Consider the following 17866-nt stretch of genomic DNA (forward strand, 5'->3'; position numbering starts at 1 on the left):
ACGAGCCCGAGCAGGAGGGGGCGACCACCGGCGGTCTAACTGATCCCCGCGGTCGCCGCTCCGCACGTCGGGCACCAGCGCTGCGCGGAGGCCTGGGCGGCGAGAGTGCCGAGGGCCTGCTGGAGGGCCAGTTCCACGGCGGCGGGGACGAACAGCGTTCCCGTACCGTCGGGCGGAACCAGCCACCGGAAACGTCCTGGTGCCGGACGTGGCGCGGGCACCGTGATCCAGGCGCCTCTGCCCAGGTACCGGACGTCCGAGCCGACCCAGCGGCCCTCGGGATCCGGCGGCAGGAAGAAGCCCACCCTGCGCGCGACGGTGTCCGCGAGTACGGGACCGGGCGCCTGCGGGATGCACAGCAGGGCGTCCAGGGCCCGCACACCCAGTTCCTCCGGGACACTCAGCACGTCCCAGAACCGTCCGCAGGGCAGCACCGCGATCCCCTGATAGCCCTGCCACCGCCGCTTGCAGTCGCGTGGATCGGTCGCGGCGGCGGCGAGCCACTCCGTGGCCTGCTTCGTGACTGTTCGCATGGTGATCCTCCGGGTCCGTTGGCCCTCGCGGGCGGGACGACGCTCTCCCCCTCACCGCCAGGGCTGGTCGGGCCCTCGCCTGCTCATGCTGATGGATCTTTCCGCTCAGCGGGAGGGGTGGCTGACCATGGCGAATACGTCCCGGATGTTCGATGCCGGAACAGGCGTTCCCTCCGGGTCCGGACAGCCGATCCAGGCACCAGTCCAGGCATCGGTCCAGGCACCAGTCAAGGCCGGCCTAGGAGACGACGTCCTTGCCGGCGAACCCCCGGAAGGCCAAGGCGAACAGCACCAGTGCGTACGTGACGGAGATGGCAGTGCCCTGGATCATCTCGCCGTAGGCCGGCTCCGGCTGGATGACGTCCAGCCAGGCGTACTGCCAGTGCGCGGGGATGAAGTCGCGCCAGTCGCCGAGGGCCGTCACCTCGTCGAGGACACTGCCGATGATCGTCAGGCCCACCGCGCCGCCGACCGCGCCCAGCGGGGCGTCCGTACGGGTCGACAGCCAGAACGCCAGCCCCGCGGTGACCAGTTGGGACACGAAGATGTACGCCATGATGATCAGCAAGAGCCGTGCGGCGTCGCCGCTGGGCAGCGTGCCGCCGACGGGCAGTTGCAGTGGGCCCCAGCCGTACGCGACCGTGCCGACGGCAAGTGCGATGACCGGCAGCAGCACCATCGCGGCGAGGCTGAGGGTGAGTCCGACGACGAGCTTGGACCACAGCAGGCGGGCGCGGGGCACGGGCGCCGCGAGCAGATAACGCAGCGACGACCAGCTCGCCTCCGAGGCGACCGTGTCTCCGCAGAACAGCGCCACGGGGACGACGAGGAGGAAGCCCGCGGACGCGAAGAGGTTCACCGCGGCGAAGTTCGCCCCGGACGCGGTGGCCGTGTCCATCAGGTTCACGCGCTCGTTGCCGTCGCCCGGTTCGCCGCCGACCTGGAAGGCGATGGCCAGGATGAACGGCAGGGCGGCCAGGATCCCGAACATGATGAGCGTGCGACGCCGCTTCAGCTGTCGTACGAGCTCGACGCGCAGCGGCAGGGTCCGGCCCGCCCGGTAGCCCTCCGCCACCTCTTCCTTCTCGACCTTGTCGGCCTTCTCGGCGAGGGTGCTCATTCGGAGTCTCCGATCAGGGTGAGGAAGGCGTCCTCCAGGCGATGGTTCGGGCCGATCGAGGCGACGGGCACTTCGAGGCGTACGAGCTCGACGAGCAGCGAGGCGCTCCGCTCGTGGACGCTCGGTGCGTCCTCGGCGACCGCGGCGTCCGGGGCGCCTGAGACAGCCACCGAGCCCTCGGCGCGGTCCGCTCCGCCGGATGCCCTTACGCCTGCGGGCTCGGGCACCGCGGCGCCCTCTGTGGAGGGCGTCGCCGGAGCCAGCCGTACGAGCAGGCCGTCCGGTGTTCGTACCGCCGACTCCACGTCCCGTAGGGCCGCCACCTTCTCCACCACCGGGTCGGCGATGTCGGAGGCCAGGCCGACGAGGAGGGTGTCGCCGCTGCCGATGATGTCGCCCACGGGGCCCGCCTGGACCAGGCGGCCGTGGTCCATGACCACGATGTGGGTGCAGGACTGCTCGACCTCGGCCAGCAGGTGGCTGGAGAGGATGACCGTGCGGCCGGCGGCCGCGTAGCGGATCACGACCTGCCGCATCTCGCGGATCTGCGGCGGGTCGAGGCCGTTGGTCGGTTCGTCCAGGATGAGCAGGTCCGGGAGGCCGAGCATGGCCTGGGCGATGGCGAGGCGCTGGCGCATGCCCTGGGAGTACGTACGGACCGCGCGGGACAGGGCGTCACCGAGGCCCGCTATCTCCAGGGCCTCTTCCAGGTGCGCGTCCTCGGCCGGGCGGCCCGTGGCCCGCCAGTACAGTTCGAGATTCTCGCGGCCGGAGAGGTGCGGCAGGAAGCCCGCGCCCTCGACGAAGGAACCGACGCGGGACAGCACCGGGGCGCCCGGGCGGATCGCGTGGCCGAAGACCCGGATTTCTCCGCCGTCCGGCTTGATCAGGCCCATCAGCATGCGCAGCGTCGTCGTCTTGCCCGCGCCGTTCGGGCCCAGCAGGCCGAGCACCTGGCCCTTTTCCACCTGGAAGGACAGGTCGCGGACCGCGTAGCCGGCGCTCGACTTGGCGTACTTCTTGCTCAGGTCCGTGATCTGGAGCGGGACGTCGGCCAGTTCCGGGTCCGGGGCGGGTGCGGCGGCGGGGCGACGGGCCGTCAGGATCAGGGCCAGCGCCGTGAGGGCGCCGGCCAGCGGCAGCCACCACACCCACGCGGGCAGCGGTGCCGTCGCCTCCGAGTCGCCGAGTGGCATCGGCACCCTCAGGCCGCCGTCTCCCGCCATGGAGACCGTGTAGGTCGCCGGAGCCGTCGGTGAGGCGTAGCCGAGGTCCGTCGAGGCGAGGACCAGGCGCAGCCGGTGGCCGTCGTCCACCTCGTAGTCGATCGCCGGCAGGGTGAGCCGTACGTCCTTGCCGGCCTTCGCGTCCTGAACCCTGATGGGCTCGACCAGTTGCGCGGGTAGCACCTGCTGCATGCCGCCGTCCGGTCCGACGTCGTAGACCTTCGCGAAGAGCACGGCGTCCTCGCTGGTCGACTTCACATGGACCGTCGCCGTCGGCGAGCCGGTGATCTGGAGGTCCTCCACGAAGGGCTCGGACTCGAACGCGGCGAACTGGCCCGGGAAGTCGAGGGACACACCGATCCCGAGCGAGGAGAGCTGGGAGAGGCCGCCGGCGCCGCCGAGGCCGGGCAGGGCCGAGACGGCGGGCGGGTTGGCGCCCGCCGGGTTCTCGAAGCTCTGCTCACGCCCGGACAGGGCGATCGGGCGCGTCTTGCTCGTCAGGCCGGGGTAGCTGTCCGAGGTCACGCTGGTCAGCCGGGTGGTGCCCTCCCGGGAGTCGACGCCGCCGCTGCGCGTGACCTGGAAAGCGGGCCCTGTGTCCACCCCCGACTCGTCCTTCAGATAGCGGTCGAACCAGGAGCCCACACGCGCGGCCACCCGGTCCGCCTCCATGTCGCCGCCGTCATGGCCGCCCGAGATCCAGTCGACGTCCACGGGTGCGCCGTTGGCCCGGATCGCCTTGGCCATCGCGTCCGCCTGGCCGAGCGGGAAGAGGGAGTCGGTCTGGCCCTGCATGATGAGCGTCGGCACGTTGATCTCGTCGCCGACGGCGGACGGGGAGCGGGATTCCAGCAACTCCGTCGCCTCGGCGTCCGGCTGCCCGGACTCCGCGACCCGCTGGTACATCTCGCACAGCGTGGCCTCGAACTTGTCGCAGCCGCCGCCGGAGTTGACGAAGATCCCGGCCCACAGCTTCTTGAAGACGCCGTTCGGGAACAGCGCGTCCGCGAGGTTCCAGTACGTGATCGCCGGGGCGATCGCGTCCACCCGCTGGTCGTGGCCCGCCGCGAGCAGCGAGACCGCGCCGCCGTACGAGGCGCCGGTGGCGCCGACGCGCGGGTCGCCGTCCTTGTCCAGCTCGACCTCGGGTCGCTCGGCCAGCCAGTCGATCAGCTTGGAGACGTCGGCGACCTCGCCCTTGGGGTCGTTCAGGCCGATCTTGCCCGTGGACCTGCCCAATCCGCGGGCCGACCAGGTCAGCACCGCGTACCCGTCGCGCGCCAGGCCCTCCGCCTGGGACCGTACGTCGTCCTTGCTGCCGCCGAAGCCGTGCGCGAGGAGGACGGCGGGGCGGCGGCCGGAGCCCGACGTGAAGTACGAGGTGTCGACCTTCACCCCGCTGCCCATGTCCATGACTCTGTCGGCCCGGTCCACGGGCGGGACGTCGTCAGAGGCGACGGCCGTCCACGTACCGGCGCCGGCGAGCACGACCACGGCGGCCGCGGCGGCGATCAGCCGTCGCGGCCGCCGCAGTACGGCCTCGCGCAGTCGGGGCAGTCGAAGATCCATGCGTCAACGGTAAGGGCCGCCACCGACAGCCGATGCAGCCTCCGGTCGGAAGTGGCAGACATCCCACCGGCGTACGCGACCCCGGCCGCATACCACGGACGCAGTAGGCGAAGCCCTCGGAACCCGTACGTGACCTGCGGTGACGATGCCGAGGAGCGTGCCGTCGTCCACACGGCGGGTGCGCCCCGCCCACGCGCCCCCGCCGAAGTCACGGCTGACGATTGACAGGCAACCGATAGGAACGAGGGCTCAGCTCAGTGGTTGCGCGGGAACCCCAGGTCCACGCCCGTCGGCGCGTCGGCCGGGTCCGGCCAGCGTGTCGTCACGACCTTGCCGCGGGTGTAGAAGTGCGTGCCGTCGTTGCCGTAGATGTGGTGGTCGCCGAAGAGGGAGTCCTTCCAGCCGCCGAAGGAGTGGTAGCCCACCGGCACCGGGATCGGCACGTTCACGCCGACCATGCCCGCCTCGATCTCCATCTGGAAGCGCCGGGCCGCGCCGCCGTCCCGGGTGAAGATCGCGGTGCCGTTGCCGAACGGCGAGTTGTTGATCAGCGCCACGCCGTCGTCGTACGTCTCCGCGCGCAGCACGCACAGCACCGGGCCGAAGATCTCGTCCCGGTACGCGTCCGAGGCCGGCGGCACCTTGTCGAGCAGCGAGATGCCGATCCAGTGACCGTCCTCGTAACCCTCGACCGTGAAGCCGGTGCCGTCGAGGACGACCTCGGAGCCCTGCGCCGCCGCACCCGTCACATACGAGGCGACCTTGTCGCGGTGCGCCTTCGTGATCAGCGGGCCCATCTCGGACGCGGGGTCGTCGCCCGGGCCGATCTTGATCTTCTCGGCGCGCTCGCGGATCTTCTCCACCAGCTCGTCGCCGATCGCACCGACCGCGACGACGGCCGAGATGGCCATGCACCGCTCACCCGCGGACCCGTACGCGGCCGACACCGCCGCGTCGGCCGCCGCGTCCAGGTCCGCGTCCGGCAGCACCAGCATGTGGTTCTTGGCACCGCCGAGGGCCTGTACGCGCTTGCCGTTCGCGGCGGCGGTGGTGTGGATGTAGCGGGCGATCGGCGTCGAGCCCACGAACGAGACGGCCTTCACGTCCGGGTGCTCGAGGAGCCGGTCGACGGCCACCTTGTCGCCGTGCACGACATTGAAGACACCGTCCGGAAGCCCGGCCTCCGCCAGCAGCTCGGCGAGCTTCACCGACGCCGAGGGGTCCTTCTCGCTGGGCTTCAGCACGAAGGTGTTGCCGCAGGCGATGGCCATCGGGAACATCCACATCGGCACCATGGCCGGGAAGTTGAACGGCGTGATGCCCGCGACGACCCCCAGCGGCTGCCGGATCGACGCCACGTCCACACGGCTGGCGACCTGCGTCGACAGCTCGCCCTTCAGTTGCACGTTGATGCCACACGCCAGGTCGACGATCTCCAGGCCACGCGCCACCTCGCCCAGCGCATCGCTGTGCACCTTGCCGTGCTCAGCGGTGATCAGCTCGGCGATCTCGTCCCGGTGCGCGTCGAGCAGCGCCCGGAACCTGAACAGAATGGACGTCCGCTGAGCGAGCGAGGACTGGCCCCAGGTCGCGTACGCCTCCTTGGCGGCGGCGACCGCGGCGTCCACCTCGTCGACGCTCGCGAAGGCGACCCGCGTGGTCACGGCACCGGTCGCCGGGTCGGTGACCGGCCCGTACGTACCCGACGTGCTCCCAGCGGGCTTGCCACCGATCCAGTGGTCGACGGTCTTCGTCATGTCCTGCAACTCCTCACAGATGGCGGCGGCGGGCGGCGGCATGCCGGTCGTACACCTCGCGTGCCTTGACCGCCGACGAGCGGGTCGCGGTCTCGGCCACAGGTACATCCCACCAGGCCTGCGCCGGAGGTGCGCCCGACACTGTGTCTGCCGTTTCGGTCTCCACGTAGACACATATGGGAGTGTCGGCGGCCCGCGCCTCGGCGAGGGCGTCCCGCAGGTCCCGTACGGTCTTCGCGCGCAGCACCCGCATCCCGAGGCTGGCCGCGTTGGCGGCGAGATCGACGGGCAGCGGTCGCCCCGTGTACGTACCGTCCTCAGACCGGTAGCGGTACGCGGTGCCGAACCGCTCGCCGCCCACCGAATCGGAGAGCCCGCCGATGGACGCGTACCCGTGGTTCTGCAGGACCACGACCTTGATCGCGATGCCTTCCTGGACGGCCGTGACCATCTCCGTCGGCATCATCAGATACGTGCCGTCGCCGACCAGCGCCCACACGGGACGGTCGGGCGCCGCCATGCGCACGCCGATCGCGGCCGGGATCTCGTAACCCATGCAGGAGTAGCCGTACTCGACGTGGTACTGGTCCCGGGACCGGGTCCGCCACAGTTTCTGCAGGTCGCCGGGGAGGGAGCCGGCCGCGTTGATCAGGATGTCGTCCTCGGTGACCAGTTCGTCGAGCAGGCCGAGGACCTGCGGCTGGGTGGGCCGGGTGTCCGGCTCGTCCGCCTCGTAGGCCGCGTCGACCCGGTGCTCCCAGCGCTCCTTGTCGTCCGTGTAGTCGGTGACGTACGCGGGCTCGGCGCGGTGGCCGTGCAGCGCGAGCGCCTCGGTGAGCGCCTCCAGGCCCGTACGGGCGTCCGCGATCAGCGGCCGGCCGGACAGCTTGTGGCCGTCGAAGGGGGCGATGTTGAGGTTCAGGAAGCGGACATCGTGGGCGGCGAAGAGGGTGCCGGAGGCGGTGGTGAAGTCGGTGTAGCGGGTGCCTACGCCGATCACCAGGTCGGCGGTGCGGGCCAGTTCGCAGGCGGTCGCGGTGCCGGTGTGCCCGATGCCGCCGACGTCCGCCGGATGGTCCCAGGTCAGCGAGCCCTTGCCCGCCTGGGTCGAGGCGACCGGGATACCGGTGGCGTCGGCGAACTCCTTCAGCGCGGCCTCGGCCTCACTGTGGTGAACCCCGCCGCCCGCGACGACCAAGGGGCGCCGGGCCTCCCGTACGGCCCTGACGGCGGCGGCCAGTTCCTCCGGGTCCGCGCCGGGACGGCGGACGGCCCAGACGCGCTCGGCGAAGAACTCCTCCGGCCAGTCGTACGCCTCGGCCTGCACGTCCTGCGGCAGCGCGAGCGTGACGGCGCCCGTCTCGACCGGGTCGGTGAGCACACGCATCGCCTGGAGGGCGGCCGGGATGAGGGCTTCGGGGCGCATGACGCGGTCGAAGTACTTCGACACCGGGCGCAGACAGTCGTTGACCGACACATCGCCCGCGTACGGGACTTCGAGCTGCTGGAGTACCGGGTCGGCGGGGCGGGTCGCGAAGGTGTCGCCGGGCAGGAGCAGTACGGGGATGTGGTTGATCGTGGCGAGGGCGGCGCCCGTGACGAGGTTGGTGGCGCCCGGGCCGATGGACGTCGTGACGGCGTGCGCGGCCAGGCGGTGCGACTGACGGGCGTAGCCGACCGCCGCGTGCACCATGGCCTGTTCGTTGCGGCCCTGGTGGTACGGCATCTCGGCGCCGTACTCGAGAAGCGCCTGCCCGAGCCCGGCGACATTGCCGTGCCCGAAGATGCCCCAGGTGGCGTCGATCAGCCGGCGCCGTACCCCGTCCCGCTCCGTGTACTGGGCGGCGAGGAACCGCACCAGCGCCTGCGCGACCGTCAGCCTTGTCGTCGCCGTTGACGTCTTCGGCTCTGTCATCGGTAGCCCTCTGTGCTTTCTACGTGTCCCGGGTGGAAGCAGCTCCGCCACACCCTGTCCTCACCCGGGCCGTCTGTCACGTTCCAGTAGTACATCGCGTGACCTGGCCGGGCGATGGACGAGCCGTGCCATCCGTCGAGTACGAGGAAGGCACCGCCGGCATCGTCGGTGCGGACCTCGGCGAGGACATCGGATCCGCCCTCACGCGGGGAAATACGCGCTGATGGCCGAATCCGTTCGGGCCGTCGATCTCGAACTCGAAACAGTGCTTCTCCTCCGGTTCCGACAGTTCCGACTCGACACCGGGCCGGTGCTCGTGGTGCCGGCGGGGTGTACGAGGACCTCCGGCGCGGGGCCGTAGCGGGCGGGGAGTCAGCGCTCGCACTTCGCTCCTGCCAGGGCGAAGCGGCGTCCCGCGCCGGAGGCGATCTGCACCCGGGCCTCGCGAGGGGTGTACGCGAAGCCGGTGACTTCGCTGAACACGCCCTCCCTGCCCAGGAGTTCAAGGGTGGTGGCCGCTGCTCGGACGATTGCTCGGCCAGTGCAGACGCCGTTGCTCACAGGACCGCCCCCGCCTTGAGCGCGTCCTCGACCTCCGAGGGGGTCGGCACCGCGGACTCGCCCATCGGCTTCCCTTCGCTTCGGCTGCTCCAAGGTGTAGCGGCGCTCCATGATGCCTGTCAATTGGTTGTCCGGACATTCGGACCAGACCCAGACGCCGCAACGCGTCACCCGTGTCACAGATACCGCCGTCCTGTCACACATGTCCCGGCCGCGCACGCCTTGCGTCACACCCGAGCGACAGACACTGATCCACGGTCACGTCCTGTCGTTGGACGGTCACAGCCACGCGATCGCCAGCGCAGCGCCTCCGCGGCGCGCGCGGGGAGGTGCTACTGATGACCGACCAAAGACTCTGGTCGTACAAGGACATCGCGGCGCACATCCATGTGCAGCCGGACACCGTGCGGTCCTACCGCAAACACGGGATGCTTCCTCCGCCGGACCATGTGGAGTCCGGCAAGCCGTATTGGTATGCGGACACCATCCGGGCATGGGTGGCCTCCCGGCCGAGCAACCGGGGTCGCCGGGCGGACTGACCAGAGGGTTTCTTTCCCCAGTCCCGCCCCTTCCCGAAACTGGGGGCTGCGCCCCCAGGCCCCCCGCCAGGGGATGGGGGGTGACACTGCGTGTCGCGGCTGCGGGTGCGTCGTGGCTGGTCGCGCAGTTCCCCGCGCCCCTAAAAGCAAAAGCCTGCGGCTCCCCGGGGCCCCGAAGATCCCGGCGCCCCGGGGAAGCCCGTGCCCCCGACGACCCGCAGCCTTCCTCCGGCGGGAGGGGTCGTGGGCCGGTGCGTCGTATGCCCGTCGCTTAGCTTCGGTCTCGGAGAACCAGGGCCTTGTACCAGGCCAGGGTCGTATGCCCGGCCTGCGACGGGCTGACGCACCGGCCCGCGGCCCCGCACCCACCACGCACCTAAGGGGCGCGGGGAACTGCGCGACCAGCCACCCACACACCCGCACCCGCCCAACCGCCGGAGGAACCCCACACTTTGGGGGAATACCCCCTAGGGGTACAGTAGGAGCAAACGGCCTCACCCGCCCCAACAAGGAGCAACGACATGACCGAGCAGACCGTCACCTACCAGGTCACCGGAATGAGCTGCGCCCACTGCGAAGGCTCCGTCTCCAACGAGCTCTCCGAGCTCCCCGGCGTCAGCTCGGTGAAGGCCGTCGCCTCGACCGGCGAGGTCACCGTCGTCTCCACCGCCCCGCTCGACGCGGACGCGGTCCGCGCCGCGATCGACGAGGCCGGCTTCGAGCTCGTCGGCACGGCCTGAGGCCCGAAGTTGAGCAGCACGGCAGCGCCCGCCGCCGAGGTCGAACTCACCATCGGCGGCATGACCTGCGCCTCCTGCGCGGCCCGCGTCGAGAAGAAGCTCAACCGCATGGACGGCGTCACCGCCACGGTGAACTACGCGACGGAGCGCGCGAGGGTCTCGTACGAAGACGGCATACGCGTCGCCGATCTGATCGCCACCGTGGAGAAGACCGGCTACACGGCCGAGGAGCCGGCACCCCCGGAGCAGGAGCCCTCACCGGAGGCACCCCGGGAAGACCCCGAACTCGCCTCCCTGCGCGAGCGCCTGACCGTCTCCGCCGTGCTCGCCCTCCCCGTGGTCCTCCTCGCCATGGTCCCGTCCCTCCAGTTCGACAACTGGCAGTGGCTGTCGCTGACGTTCGCCGCGCCCGTCGTCGTATGGGGCGGACTGCCGTTCCACCGGGCGACGTTCACGAACGCCCGGCACGGCACGGCCACGATGGACACGCTCATCTCCGTCGGCACGCTGGCCGCCTTCGGCTGGTCCGTGTGGGCGCTGTTCTGGGGCCACGCGGGGATGCCGGGCATGCGGCACGGCTTCGACCTCACAGTGTCCCGTGGGGAGGCCTCGTCGACGATCTATCTCGAAGTGGCCGCCGGAGTGGTCACCTTCATCCTCCTCGGCCGCTATCTGGAGGCCCGCGCCAAGCGGCGCTCTGGCGCGGCCCTGAGGGCCCTGATGGAGCTGGGCGCCAGGGATGTCTCCGTACTGCGCGACGGCCGTGAGGTACGCGTCCCCGTCGCCGATCTCAAGGTCGGTGACCGTTTCGTCGTACGGCCCGGCGAGAAGGTCGCCACCGACGGCACCGTCGTCGAGGGCGCCTCGGCGGTCGACGCCTCGATGCTGACCGGCGAGTCGGTGCCGGTGGACGTGACGGTCGGCGACGCCGTGACGGGCGCGACCGTGAACGCCGGCGGCAGGCTCGTCGTCGAGGCAAGCCGTGTCGGCGCGGACACGCAGCTGGCGCGGATGGCGAAGCTCGTCGAGGACGCGCAGAACGGCAAGGCCGAGGCGCAGCGCCTCGCCGACCGGATCTCCGCCGTCTTCGTCCCCGCCGTCCTGCTGATCGCCGTCGCCACCTTCGGCGTCTGGCTCGGCATGACGGACGAGCTGACCGCCGCCTTCACGGCCGCCGTCGCGGTGCTGATCATCGCCTGCCCGTGCGCCCTCGGCCTCGCCACCCCGACCGCCCTCATGGTCGGCACCGGGCGCGGCGCCCAGCTCGGCATCCTCATCAAGGGCCCCGAGGTCCTGGAGTCCACGCGCCGCGTCGACACGGTCGTCCTGGACAAGACCGGCACGGTCACCACGGGCCGTATGACCCTCCAGGAGGTGTACGCCGCTGCCGGCGCCGACGAGAAGCAGGTGCTGCGGCTCGCGGGCGCCCTGGAGCACGCCTCCGAGCACCCGATCGCACGGGCCGTCGCGACGGGCGCGGAGGAGCGTGTGGGGGTTCCGTTGCCCTCGGTCGACGGCTTCGAGAACCTCGCGGGGCTCGGCGTACGCGGAACGGTCGACGGACACGAGGTGCTGGTCGGGCGGGCTCGGCTGCTCGACGAGGCCGGTGTCGCGCTGCCGGACGAGCTGGTCGCGCTGAGGACGCGGGCCGAGGCGGAGGGGCGTACCGCCGTGGCCGTCGCCTGGGACGGGGTGGCACGCGGTGTCGTGACCGTCGCCGACGCGGTCAAGGAAACCAGCGCCGAGGCGGTCCGCGAGCTGCGCGCCCTGGGGCTGACGCCCGTACTGCTGACCGGGGACAACCGGACCGTCGCCGAGTCCGTGGCACGCCGCGTCGGCATCGACGACGAGTTCGTCTTCGCCGAGGTGCTGCCGCAGGACAAGGTCGAGGTGATCAAGCGGCTCCAGGCCGAGGGGCGGACCGTCGCGATGGTCGGCGACGGCGTCAACGACGCGGCAGCTCTCGCCGTCGCCGATCTGGGCCTTGCCATGGGCACGGGGACTGACGCGGCGATCGAGGCGGGCGATCTGACGCTCGTGCGCGGGGATCTGCGGGTGGCCGCGGACGCGATCCGGCTGTCGCGGAGGACCCTTGCCACGATCAAGGGAAATCTCGTCTGGGCCTTCGGCTACAACGTGGCCGCGCTGCCGCTCGCCGCAGCGGGACTGCTGAACCCGATGATCGCGGGCGCCGCGATGGCGTTCTCCTCGCTGTTCGTGGTGACGAACAGCCTTCGACTCCGGGCATTTCGGTGATGTCGAAGTAAGAACCCCTCTAGAGTCCGACGCGAGCCTCACATAAGCTCTTCACAAGGCTCGCGCATCTTCCTTACGCTTGGGCTCCGATCGACGTATCGGGTCTCTTGTGCATCTTCAGGACATATGCAAGAGACGCAGATCACAGTGATGCGAAGGTAACCATCGAAGGGGTTCGTGAGTCTAAGTTGGCGATGTCAGAAGCGTCTTGGGGGGCGTGACTGGCATCTGGGGATGTCTTGGGGGACGTTCCCGGAACTGCGTTGCCGGGGCACGTACACGGGGAGCTTGAGCGGCCCTCCCGTACGGGTCCCGGCAGACCGCACTCGCTGCAGTACACAGAGTTCAGCCAGTTCAGCAGTACATCGAGTTCTGCTCGTTTAGATCACAGCGATTCAGGCGCTGTCCTCAGTCGCCCGGCCGGATCCCGTGGGGGGAATCCGAACCGGGACAAGGAAGGCGCCCCGACTCCGGCCCGTGGGGGGACCGGCAGCGGGGCGCCTTCCGTTTTATTTTTGGAGCTCGGTTCGCCTCCGGGGCGCTGCAGCCGGTGTCGAGAGCGCGACCGTGCTCGACCCTCCTTCGTCGGGCACTCCGCGCTCCCCCACGCTCGAACGCGCTCGCGCGGGGGGACCCCCATGCACTCTCGACACCGTCGCGCCCCTTCGGCTCACTCGCTGTAGGGCGCCGTGACTTGCAAAAGCCGCTTTAACGCGCCTCGACCGGGACGAAGTCCCGAAGAACCTCGCCCGTGTAGATCTGCCGCGGGCGGCCGATCCGCGAACCCGGCTCCTTGATCATCTCGTGCCACTGGGCGATCCAGCCGGGGAGACGGCCGAGCGCGAACAGGACCGTGAACATCTCGGTCGGGAAGCCCATCGCCCGGTAGATCAGCCCGGTGTAGAAGTCCACGTTCGGGTAGAGGTTGCGCGAGACGAAGTAGTCGTCGGAGAGCGCGTGCTCCTCCAGCTTGAGCGCGATGTCCAGCAGCTCGTCGGACTTGCCGAGGGCCGAGAGGACATCGTGCGCCGCGGCCTTGATGATCTTGGCGCGCGGGTCGAAGGACTTGTACACCCGGTGGCCGAAGCCCATCAGGCGGACGCCGTCCTCCTTGTTCTTCACCTTGCGGATGAAGGAGTCGACGTCGCCGCCGTTGGCCTTGATGCCTTCCAGCATCTCCAGCACGGACTGGTTGGCGCCGCCGTGCAGCGGACCCCACAGCGCCGAGATGCCGGCCGAGATCGAGGCGAACATGTTCGCCTGCGAGGAGCCGACCAGACGGACCGTGGAGGTCGAACAGTTCTGCTCGTGGTCCGCGTGCAGGATCAGCAGCTTGTCGAGCGCGGAGACCACGACCGGGTCCAGGTCGTACTCCTGCGCCGGGACCGAGAAGGTCATACGCAGGAAGTTCTCGACGTAACCGAGGTCGTTGCGCGGGTAGACGAAGGGGTGCCCGATCGACTTCTTGTACGCGTACGCCGCGATCGTCGGGAGCTTGGCGAGCAGGCGGATCGTGGAGAGGTTGCGCTGCGTCTCGTCGAACGGGTTGTGGCTGTCCTGGTAGAAGGTGGACAGCGCGGAGACCACCGACGACAGCATCGCCATCGGGTGGGCGTCGCGCGGGAAGCCACGGTAGAAGTTCTTGACGTCCTCATGCAGCAGCGTGTGCTGCGTGATGTCGCCCTTGAAGGTGGAGAGCTCGTCGACCGTCGGAAGCTCACCGTTGATCAGCAGGTAGGCCACCTCGAGGAAGGTGGAGCGCTCTGCCAGCTGCTCGATCGGGTAACCGCGGTACCGGAGGATGCCCTGCTCACCGTCGAGATAGGTGATGGCGGATTTATAGGCGGCGGTGTTGCCGTAACCACTGTCCAGCGTGACCAGACCGGTCTGGGCGCGGAGCTTCCCGATGTCGAAGCCCTTGTCGCCGACGGTGCTGTCTATCACCGGGTAGGTGTACTCGCCGTCGCCGTACCGCAGTACTACAGAGTTGTCGCTCACGTCATCCCTCACCGACGTTGTGCCTCTTCTTCGAGGTGCCCTGACTGCTTCTACCATCCCCCATTTGGCGCAGGAGAGTGCACTCGGGGTCGACCATTGGGCCTATTGGCGGCACTCAGTGCCGCCACCCTGCTCATCCTGCCCCCCTTCGCCCTGCCTGCGGAAGTGCTCTGTGACCCTTGCGACTCATTTGATCGATCAAATCTGGCTCACGGGCCGAGAGGGCGGGGTGAGAGCCGGAAATCCAGGGCCGTACAACGTCGGCCCGCCGACACCGTGCGTACCGCCTGCCCTATCGCCTTGCGTGAACCGACCAGCACCACAAGCTTCTTGGCGCGGGTGACGGCCGTGTAGAGCAGATTGCGCTGGAGCATCATCCAGGCGCTGGTGGTCACCGGGATCACCACCGCCGGGTACTCACTGCCCTGGGAGCGGTGGATCGTCACCGCGTACGCGTGCGCCAGCTCGTCGAGCTCGTCGAATTCGTACGGCACCTCCTCGTCCTCGTCGGTCAGCACCGTCAGCCGCTGGTCGTCCACGTTGAGGGAGGTGACCACGCCGACCGTGCCGTTGAAGACACCGTTCTCGCCCTTCTCATAATTGTTGCGGATCTGCGTGACCTTGTCGCCGACGCGGAAGACCCGGCCTCCGAAGCGCTTCTCGGCGAGGTCGGGACGGGCGGGTGTGATCGCCTGCTGGAGCAGTCCGTTGAGGGTGCCCGCGCCCGCCGGGCCGCGGTGCATGGGGGCGAGGACCTGGACGTCACGGCGCGGATCGAGGCCGAACTTGGCGGGGATGCGCCGGGCCGCCACGTCCACCGTGAGCCGGCCCACCTCTTCCGTGTCGTCCTCGACGAAGAGGAAGAAGTCCTTCAGGTCCTGAGTGATCGGCTGCTTGCCCTCGTTGATCCGGTGCGCGTTGGTCACGACTCCCGACTGCTGGGCCTGGCGGAAGATCCGGGTGAGCCGGACGGCGGGCACCGGGCCGCCCTCGGCGAGCAGATCGCGCAGGACCTCCCCAGCGCCGACGCTCGGCAGCTGGTCGACGTCTCCCACGAAGAGCAGATGCGCCCCCGGAGGCACCGCCTTCACCAGCTTGTTGGCCAGGAGCAGGTCGAGCATCGAGGCCTCGTCCACGACCACCAGGTCGGCGTCCAGCGGGCGGTCCTTGTCGTACGCCGCGTCCCCGCCGGGCTTCAGCTCCAGGAGCCGGTGCACGGTCGAGGCCTCCGCGCCCGTGAGCTCGGCCAGCCGCTTGGCGGCCCGGCCTGTGGGCGCGGCCAGGACGACCTTGGCCTTCTTGGCGCGGGCCAGCTCCACGATCGAGCGGACCGTGAAGGACTTGCCGCAGCCGGGGCCTCCGGTGAGCACGGCGACCTTCTCGGTGAGCGCGAGGCGGACGGCCTCCTCCTGCTCGGGGGCCAGCTCCGCTCCCGTACGGTCCTTGAGCCAGGCCAGGGCCTTGTCCCAGGCCACATCCCGGAAGGCCGGCATCCGGTCCTCGTCGGTGCGCAGGAGGCGCAACAGCTGGGCGGACAGGGAGAGTTCGGCCCGGTGGAAGGGGACCAGGTAGATGGCCGTCACGGGGTCGCCGCCGTCGTGACCTGGGACCTTTTCGCGTACGACTCCGGGGTCGCCGTCGTCCTCCTGGGGCGCCGCCAGCTCCCCGAGGCACTCGATGACCAGGCCCGTGTCCACCTGGAGCAGCTTCACCGCGTCCGCGATCAGCTGCTCCTCCGGGAGGAAGCAGTGGCCCTGGTCGGTGGACTGCGAAAGGGCGTACTGGAGACCGGCCTTGACGCGCTCCGGGCTGTCGTGCGGGATACCGACGGACTGGGCGATCTTGTCGGCGGTGAGGAAGCCGATGCCCCAGACGTCGGACGCCAGGCGGTACGGCTGGTTCTTGACCACCGAGATCGAGGCGTCGCCGTACTTCTTGTAGATACGGACCGCGATCGACGTCGACACCTCGACGGTCTGGAGGAAGAGCATGACCTCCTTGATCGCCTTCTGCTCCTCCCAGGCGTCGGCGATCTTCTTGGTCCGCTTGGGGCCAAGCCCTGGCACCTCGATGAGCCGCTTCGGCTCCTCCTCGATGATCTGGAGGGTGTCGAGCCCGAAGTGCTGGGTGATGCGGTCCGCGAACACCGGCCCGATGCCCTTGACCAGGCCGGATCCCAGATAGCGGCGGATGCCCTGGACGGTGGCGGGCAGCACCGTCGTGTAGTTCTCCACCGTGAACTGCTTGCCGTACTGAGGGTGGGACCCCCAGCGGCCCTCCATCCGCAGGGACTCCCCCACCTGGGCGCCGAGCAGCGCGCCGACGACCGTGAGCAGATCGCCGCCGCCCCGTCCGGTGTCCACCCGGGCGACCGTGTAGCCGTTCTCCTCGTTGGCGTACGTGATCCGCTCCAGCACGCCCTCGAGAACCGCCAGGTTCCGCGCCCCGGTGCCCGCCTGGTTCCCCGCCAGATTCGACATGATCCGACGCTACCGCCCGCCTCTGACAGCGCGCGAAACCTGTGGACAACCTTCATCACGCGCTGAAGGCCGCGGACGGTGAGATGGTCACCGCGAGGGCCAAGGTCCCGGTGAAGATGGTGACGTCCGAGAACGTCGCCGACCTCATGTCCTGAGCCGGCCCACACGGCTCCTGAGCCAGTCCGCCCAGGGATTCACGGGGAACTCCACGAGGAGAGAGTGATGTACGACTACGACCTGCTGGTCATCGGGTCGGCCAACGCCGACCTGGTGATCGGCGTCGAGCGCCGCCCCGGCGCCGGGGAGACCGTCCTCGGCTCCGACCTGGCCGTCCACCCGGGCGGCAAGGGCGCCAACCAGGCGGTCGCCGCAGCCCGCCTCGGGGCCCGTACGGCGCTGCTGGCACGGGTCGGCGACGACGGCCACGGGCGGCTGCTGCTCGACTCGATGCGGAACGCCGGTGTCGACACGGCCGGCGTCCTCGTCGGCGGGGCGCCCACCGGCGTCGCGCTGATCACGGTGGACCCGTCCGGCGACAACAGCATCGTCGTGTCGCCCGGCGCGAACGGCCGCCTGACCCCGGAGGACGTCCGCACGGCCTCGGCCCTCCTCGCCGCCTCCCCGGTGGTCTCGGCCCAGCTGGAGATCCCCCTGGAGACGGTCGAGGAGATCGTACGAGGCTTGCGGCCGGGCACCCGTTTCGTACTGAATCCGTCCCCTCCGCGAGAACTGCCGGACGAGGTGCTCGCGGCCTGCGACCCGCTGATCGTGAACGAACACGAGGCGCGGGTGGTGCTGGGTGCCGACGCGGGCGCCACGCCCTCGGAGTGGGCCGAGGCGCTCCTCGCGCGGGGCCCGCGCTCGGTGGTCGTCACGCTGGGCGAGGAGGGCGCGCTGGTCGCCGACGCGTCCGGGGTGGCCCGCGTCCCGTCCGTGAAGGTCGACGCCGTGGACACGACGGGGGCGGGCGACGCCTTCACCGCGGCCCTGGCCTGGCGGCTCGGGACCGGGGAGTCCCTCACGGAGTCGGCGGCGTACGCGGCACGCGTGGGCGCCGTCGCGGTCACCCGGGAGGGCGCCCAGGCTTCGTTCCCCAGCGCGGAGGAGATCGCTTCCATGTGAAGCGGGCCGGAACGCGGTGTGGGGTCATTTTCTGAGCTGCCCGGATACGT

11 protein-coding genes and 1 pseudogene are annotated in these 17866 nt (G+C 70.1%); 4 read left to right on the forward strand and 8 right to left on the reverse strand.

Annotation, left to right across the window (positions count from 1 at the left end):
* Positions 1 to 35: 35 nt before the first annotated feature.
* From IEZ21_RS01935 to IEZ21_RS01960, 6 genes and pseudogenes are all read right to left on the reverse strand, one after another.
* A complete protein-coding gene (locus IEZ21_RS01935) occupies positions 36 to 533 on the reverse strand; it encodes a hypothetical protein (RefSeq protein WP_189320122.1) in 498 nt (165 codons plus the stop codon).
* 238 nt (positions 534 to 771) lie between these two features.
* Positions 772 to 1653, reverse strand: coding sequence for an ABC transporter permease (locus IEZ21_RS01940; RefSeq protein ID WP_189320123.1), 882 nt, complete (start codon positions 1651 to 1653; stop codon positions 772 to 774).
* Positions 1650 to 4448, reverse strand: a complete 2799-nt coding sequence (locus IEZ21_RS01945; protein WP_189320124.1) for an alpha/beta fold hydrolase — start codon at positions 4446 to 4448, stop codon at positions 1650 to 1652. Before IEZ21_RS01945 ends, IEZ21_RS01940 begins: the two co-directional genes overlap by 4 nt.
* A 254-nt stretch (positions 4449 to 4702) precedes the next feature.
* Positions 4703 to 6205 (reverse strand): CoA-acylating methylmalonate-semialdehyde dehydrogenase, encoded by a 1503-nt coding sequence (mmsA, locus tag IEZ21_RS01950; protein WP_189320125.1) that lies wholly within the window; start codon positions 6203 to 6205, stop codon positions 4703 to 4705.
* Between the two features lie 13 nt (positions 6206 to 6218).
* Complete coding sequence (gene iolD / locus IEZ21_RS01955; RefSeq protein ID WP_189320126.1) at positions 6219 to 8120, reverse strand: 3D-(3,5/4)-trihydroxycyclohexane-1,2-dione acylhydrolase (decyclizing); 1902 nt, start codon at positions 8118 to 8120, stop codon at positions 6219 to 6221.
* Positions 8117 to 8660, reverse strand: a pseudogene (locus IEZ21_RS01960) (5-deoxy-glucuronate isomerase); the annotation flags it as partial. The gene iolD and the pseudogene IEZ21_RS01960, both read right to left, overlap by 4 nt.
* A 359-nt stretch (positions 8661 to 9019) precedes the next feature.
* Between IEZ21_RS01960 and IEZ21_RS01965 the strand changes: the two are divergent.
* From IEZ21_RS01965 to IEZ21_RS01975, 3 genes are all read left to right on the forward strand, one after another.
* Entirely contained in the window at positions 9020 to 9220 is a 201-nt protein-coding gene (locus IEZ21_RS01965; protein WP_033322731.1) for a helix-turn-helix transcriptional regulator, read from the forward strand.
* Between the two features lie 521 nt (positions 9221 to 9741).
* Positions 9742 to 9960, forward strand: a complete 219-nt coding sequence (locus tag IEZ21_RS01970) for a heavy-metal-associated domain-containing protein (protein WP_189320127.1) — start codon at positions 9742 to 9744, stop codon at positions 9958 to 9960.
* 60 nt (positions 9961 to 10020) lie between these two features.
* On the forward strand, positions 10021 to 12216 hold the full coding sequence (locus IEZ21_RS01975; protein WP_189320371.1) for a heavy metal translocating P-type ATPase: 2196 nt from the start codon (positions 10021 to 10023) through the stop codon (positions 12214 to 12216).
* A 708-nt stretch (positions 12217 to 12924) separates the two neighbouring features.
* On the opposite strand, the gene IEZ21_RS01980 is transcribed toward IEZ21_RS01975, so the two are convergent.
* Both IEZ21_RS01980 and recD2 read right to left on the reverse strand, forming a co-directional pair.
* The gene (locus IEZ21_RS01980; RefSeq protein WP_189320128.1) at positions 12925 to 14214 is read right to left on the reverse strand and encodes a citrate synthase; all 1290 of its coding nucleotides are present in this window, start codon (positions 14212 to 14214) and stop codon (positions 12925 to 12927) included.
* Positions 14215 to 14423: 209 nt separating this feature from the next.
* Positions 14424 to 16694 (reverse strand): SF1B family DNA helicase RecD2, encoded by a 2271-nt coding sequence (gene recD2 / locus IEZ21_RS01985; protein ID WP_189320129.1) that lies wholly within the window; start codon positions 16692 to 16694, stop codon positions 14424 to 14426.
* A 222-nt stretch (positions 16695 to 16916) separates the two neighbouring features.
* On the opposite strand from recD2, the gene rbsK reads away from it, so the two are divergent.
* Entirely contained in the window at positions 16917 to 17816 is a 900-nt protein-coding gene (rbsK, locus tag IEZ21_RS01990) for a ribokinase (protein ID WP_189320130.1), read from the forward strand.
* Positions 17817 to 17866 lie beyond the last annotated feature (50 nt).

Origin of the sequence: Streptomyces flaveus (assembly GCF_014647675.1) — a bacterium.
GTDB lineage: Bacteria > Actinomycetota > Actinomycetes > Streptomycetales > Streptomycetaceae > Streptomyces > Streptomyces flaveus.

Coding starts and splice junctions, on each gene's coding strand:
- IEZ21_RS01935 (WP_189320122.1), bottom strand. CDS start 533: ATGCGAACAGTCACGAAGCAGGCCACGGAGTGGCTCGCCGCCGCCGCG.
- rbsK (WP_189320130.1), top strand. CDS start 16,917: ATGTACGACTACGACCTGCTGGTCATCGGGTCGGCCAACGCCGACCTG.
- IEZ21_RS01975 (WP_189320371.1), top strand. CDS start 10,021: ATGACCTGCGCCTCCTGCGCGGCCCGCGTCGAGAAGAAGCTCAACCGC.
- IEZ21_RS01965 (WP_033322731.1), top strand. CDS start 9,020: ATGACCGACCAAAGACTCTGGTCGTACAAGGACATCGCGGCGCACATC.
- IEZ21_RS01970 (WP_189320127.1), top strand. CDS start 9,742: ATGACCGAGCAGACCGTCACCTACCAGGTCACCGGAATGAGCTGCGCC.
- iolD (WP_189320126.1), bottom strand. CDS start 8,120: ATGACAGAGCCGAAGACGTCAACGGCGACGACAAGGCTGACGGTCGCG.
- mmsA (WP_189320125.1), bottom strand. CDS start 6,205: ATGACGAAGACCGTCGACCACTGGATCGGTGGCAAGCCCGCTGGGAGC.
- IEZ21_RS01945 (WP_189320124.1), bottom strand. CDS start 4,448: ATGGATCTTCGACTGCCCCGACTGCGCGAGGCCGTACTGCGGCGGCCG.
- recD2 (WP_189320129.1), bottom strand. CDS start 16,694: ATGTCGAATCTGGCGGGGAACCAGGCGGGCACCGGGGCGCGGAACCTG.
- IEZ21_RS01940 (WP_189320123.1), bottom strand. CDS start 1,653: ATGAGCACCCTCGCCGAGAAGGCCGACAAGGTCGAGAAGGAAGAGGTG.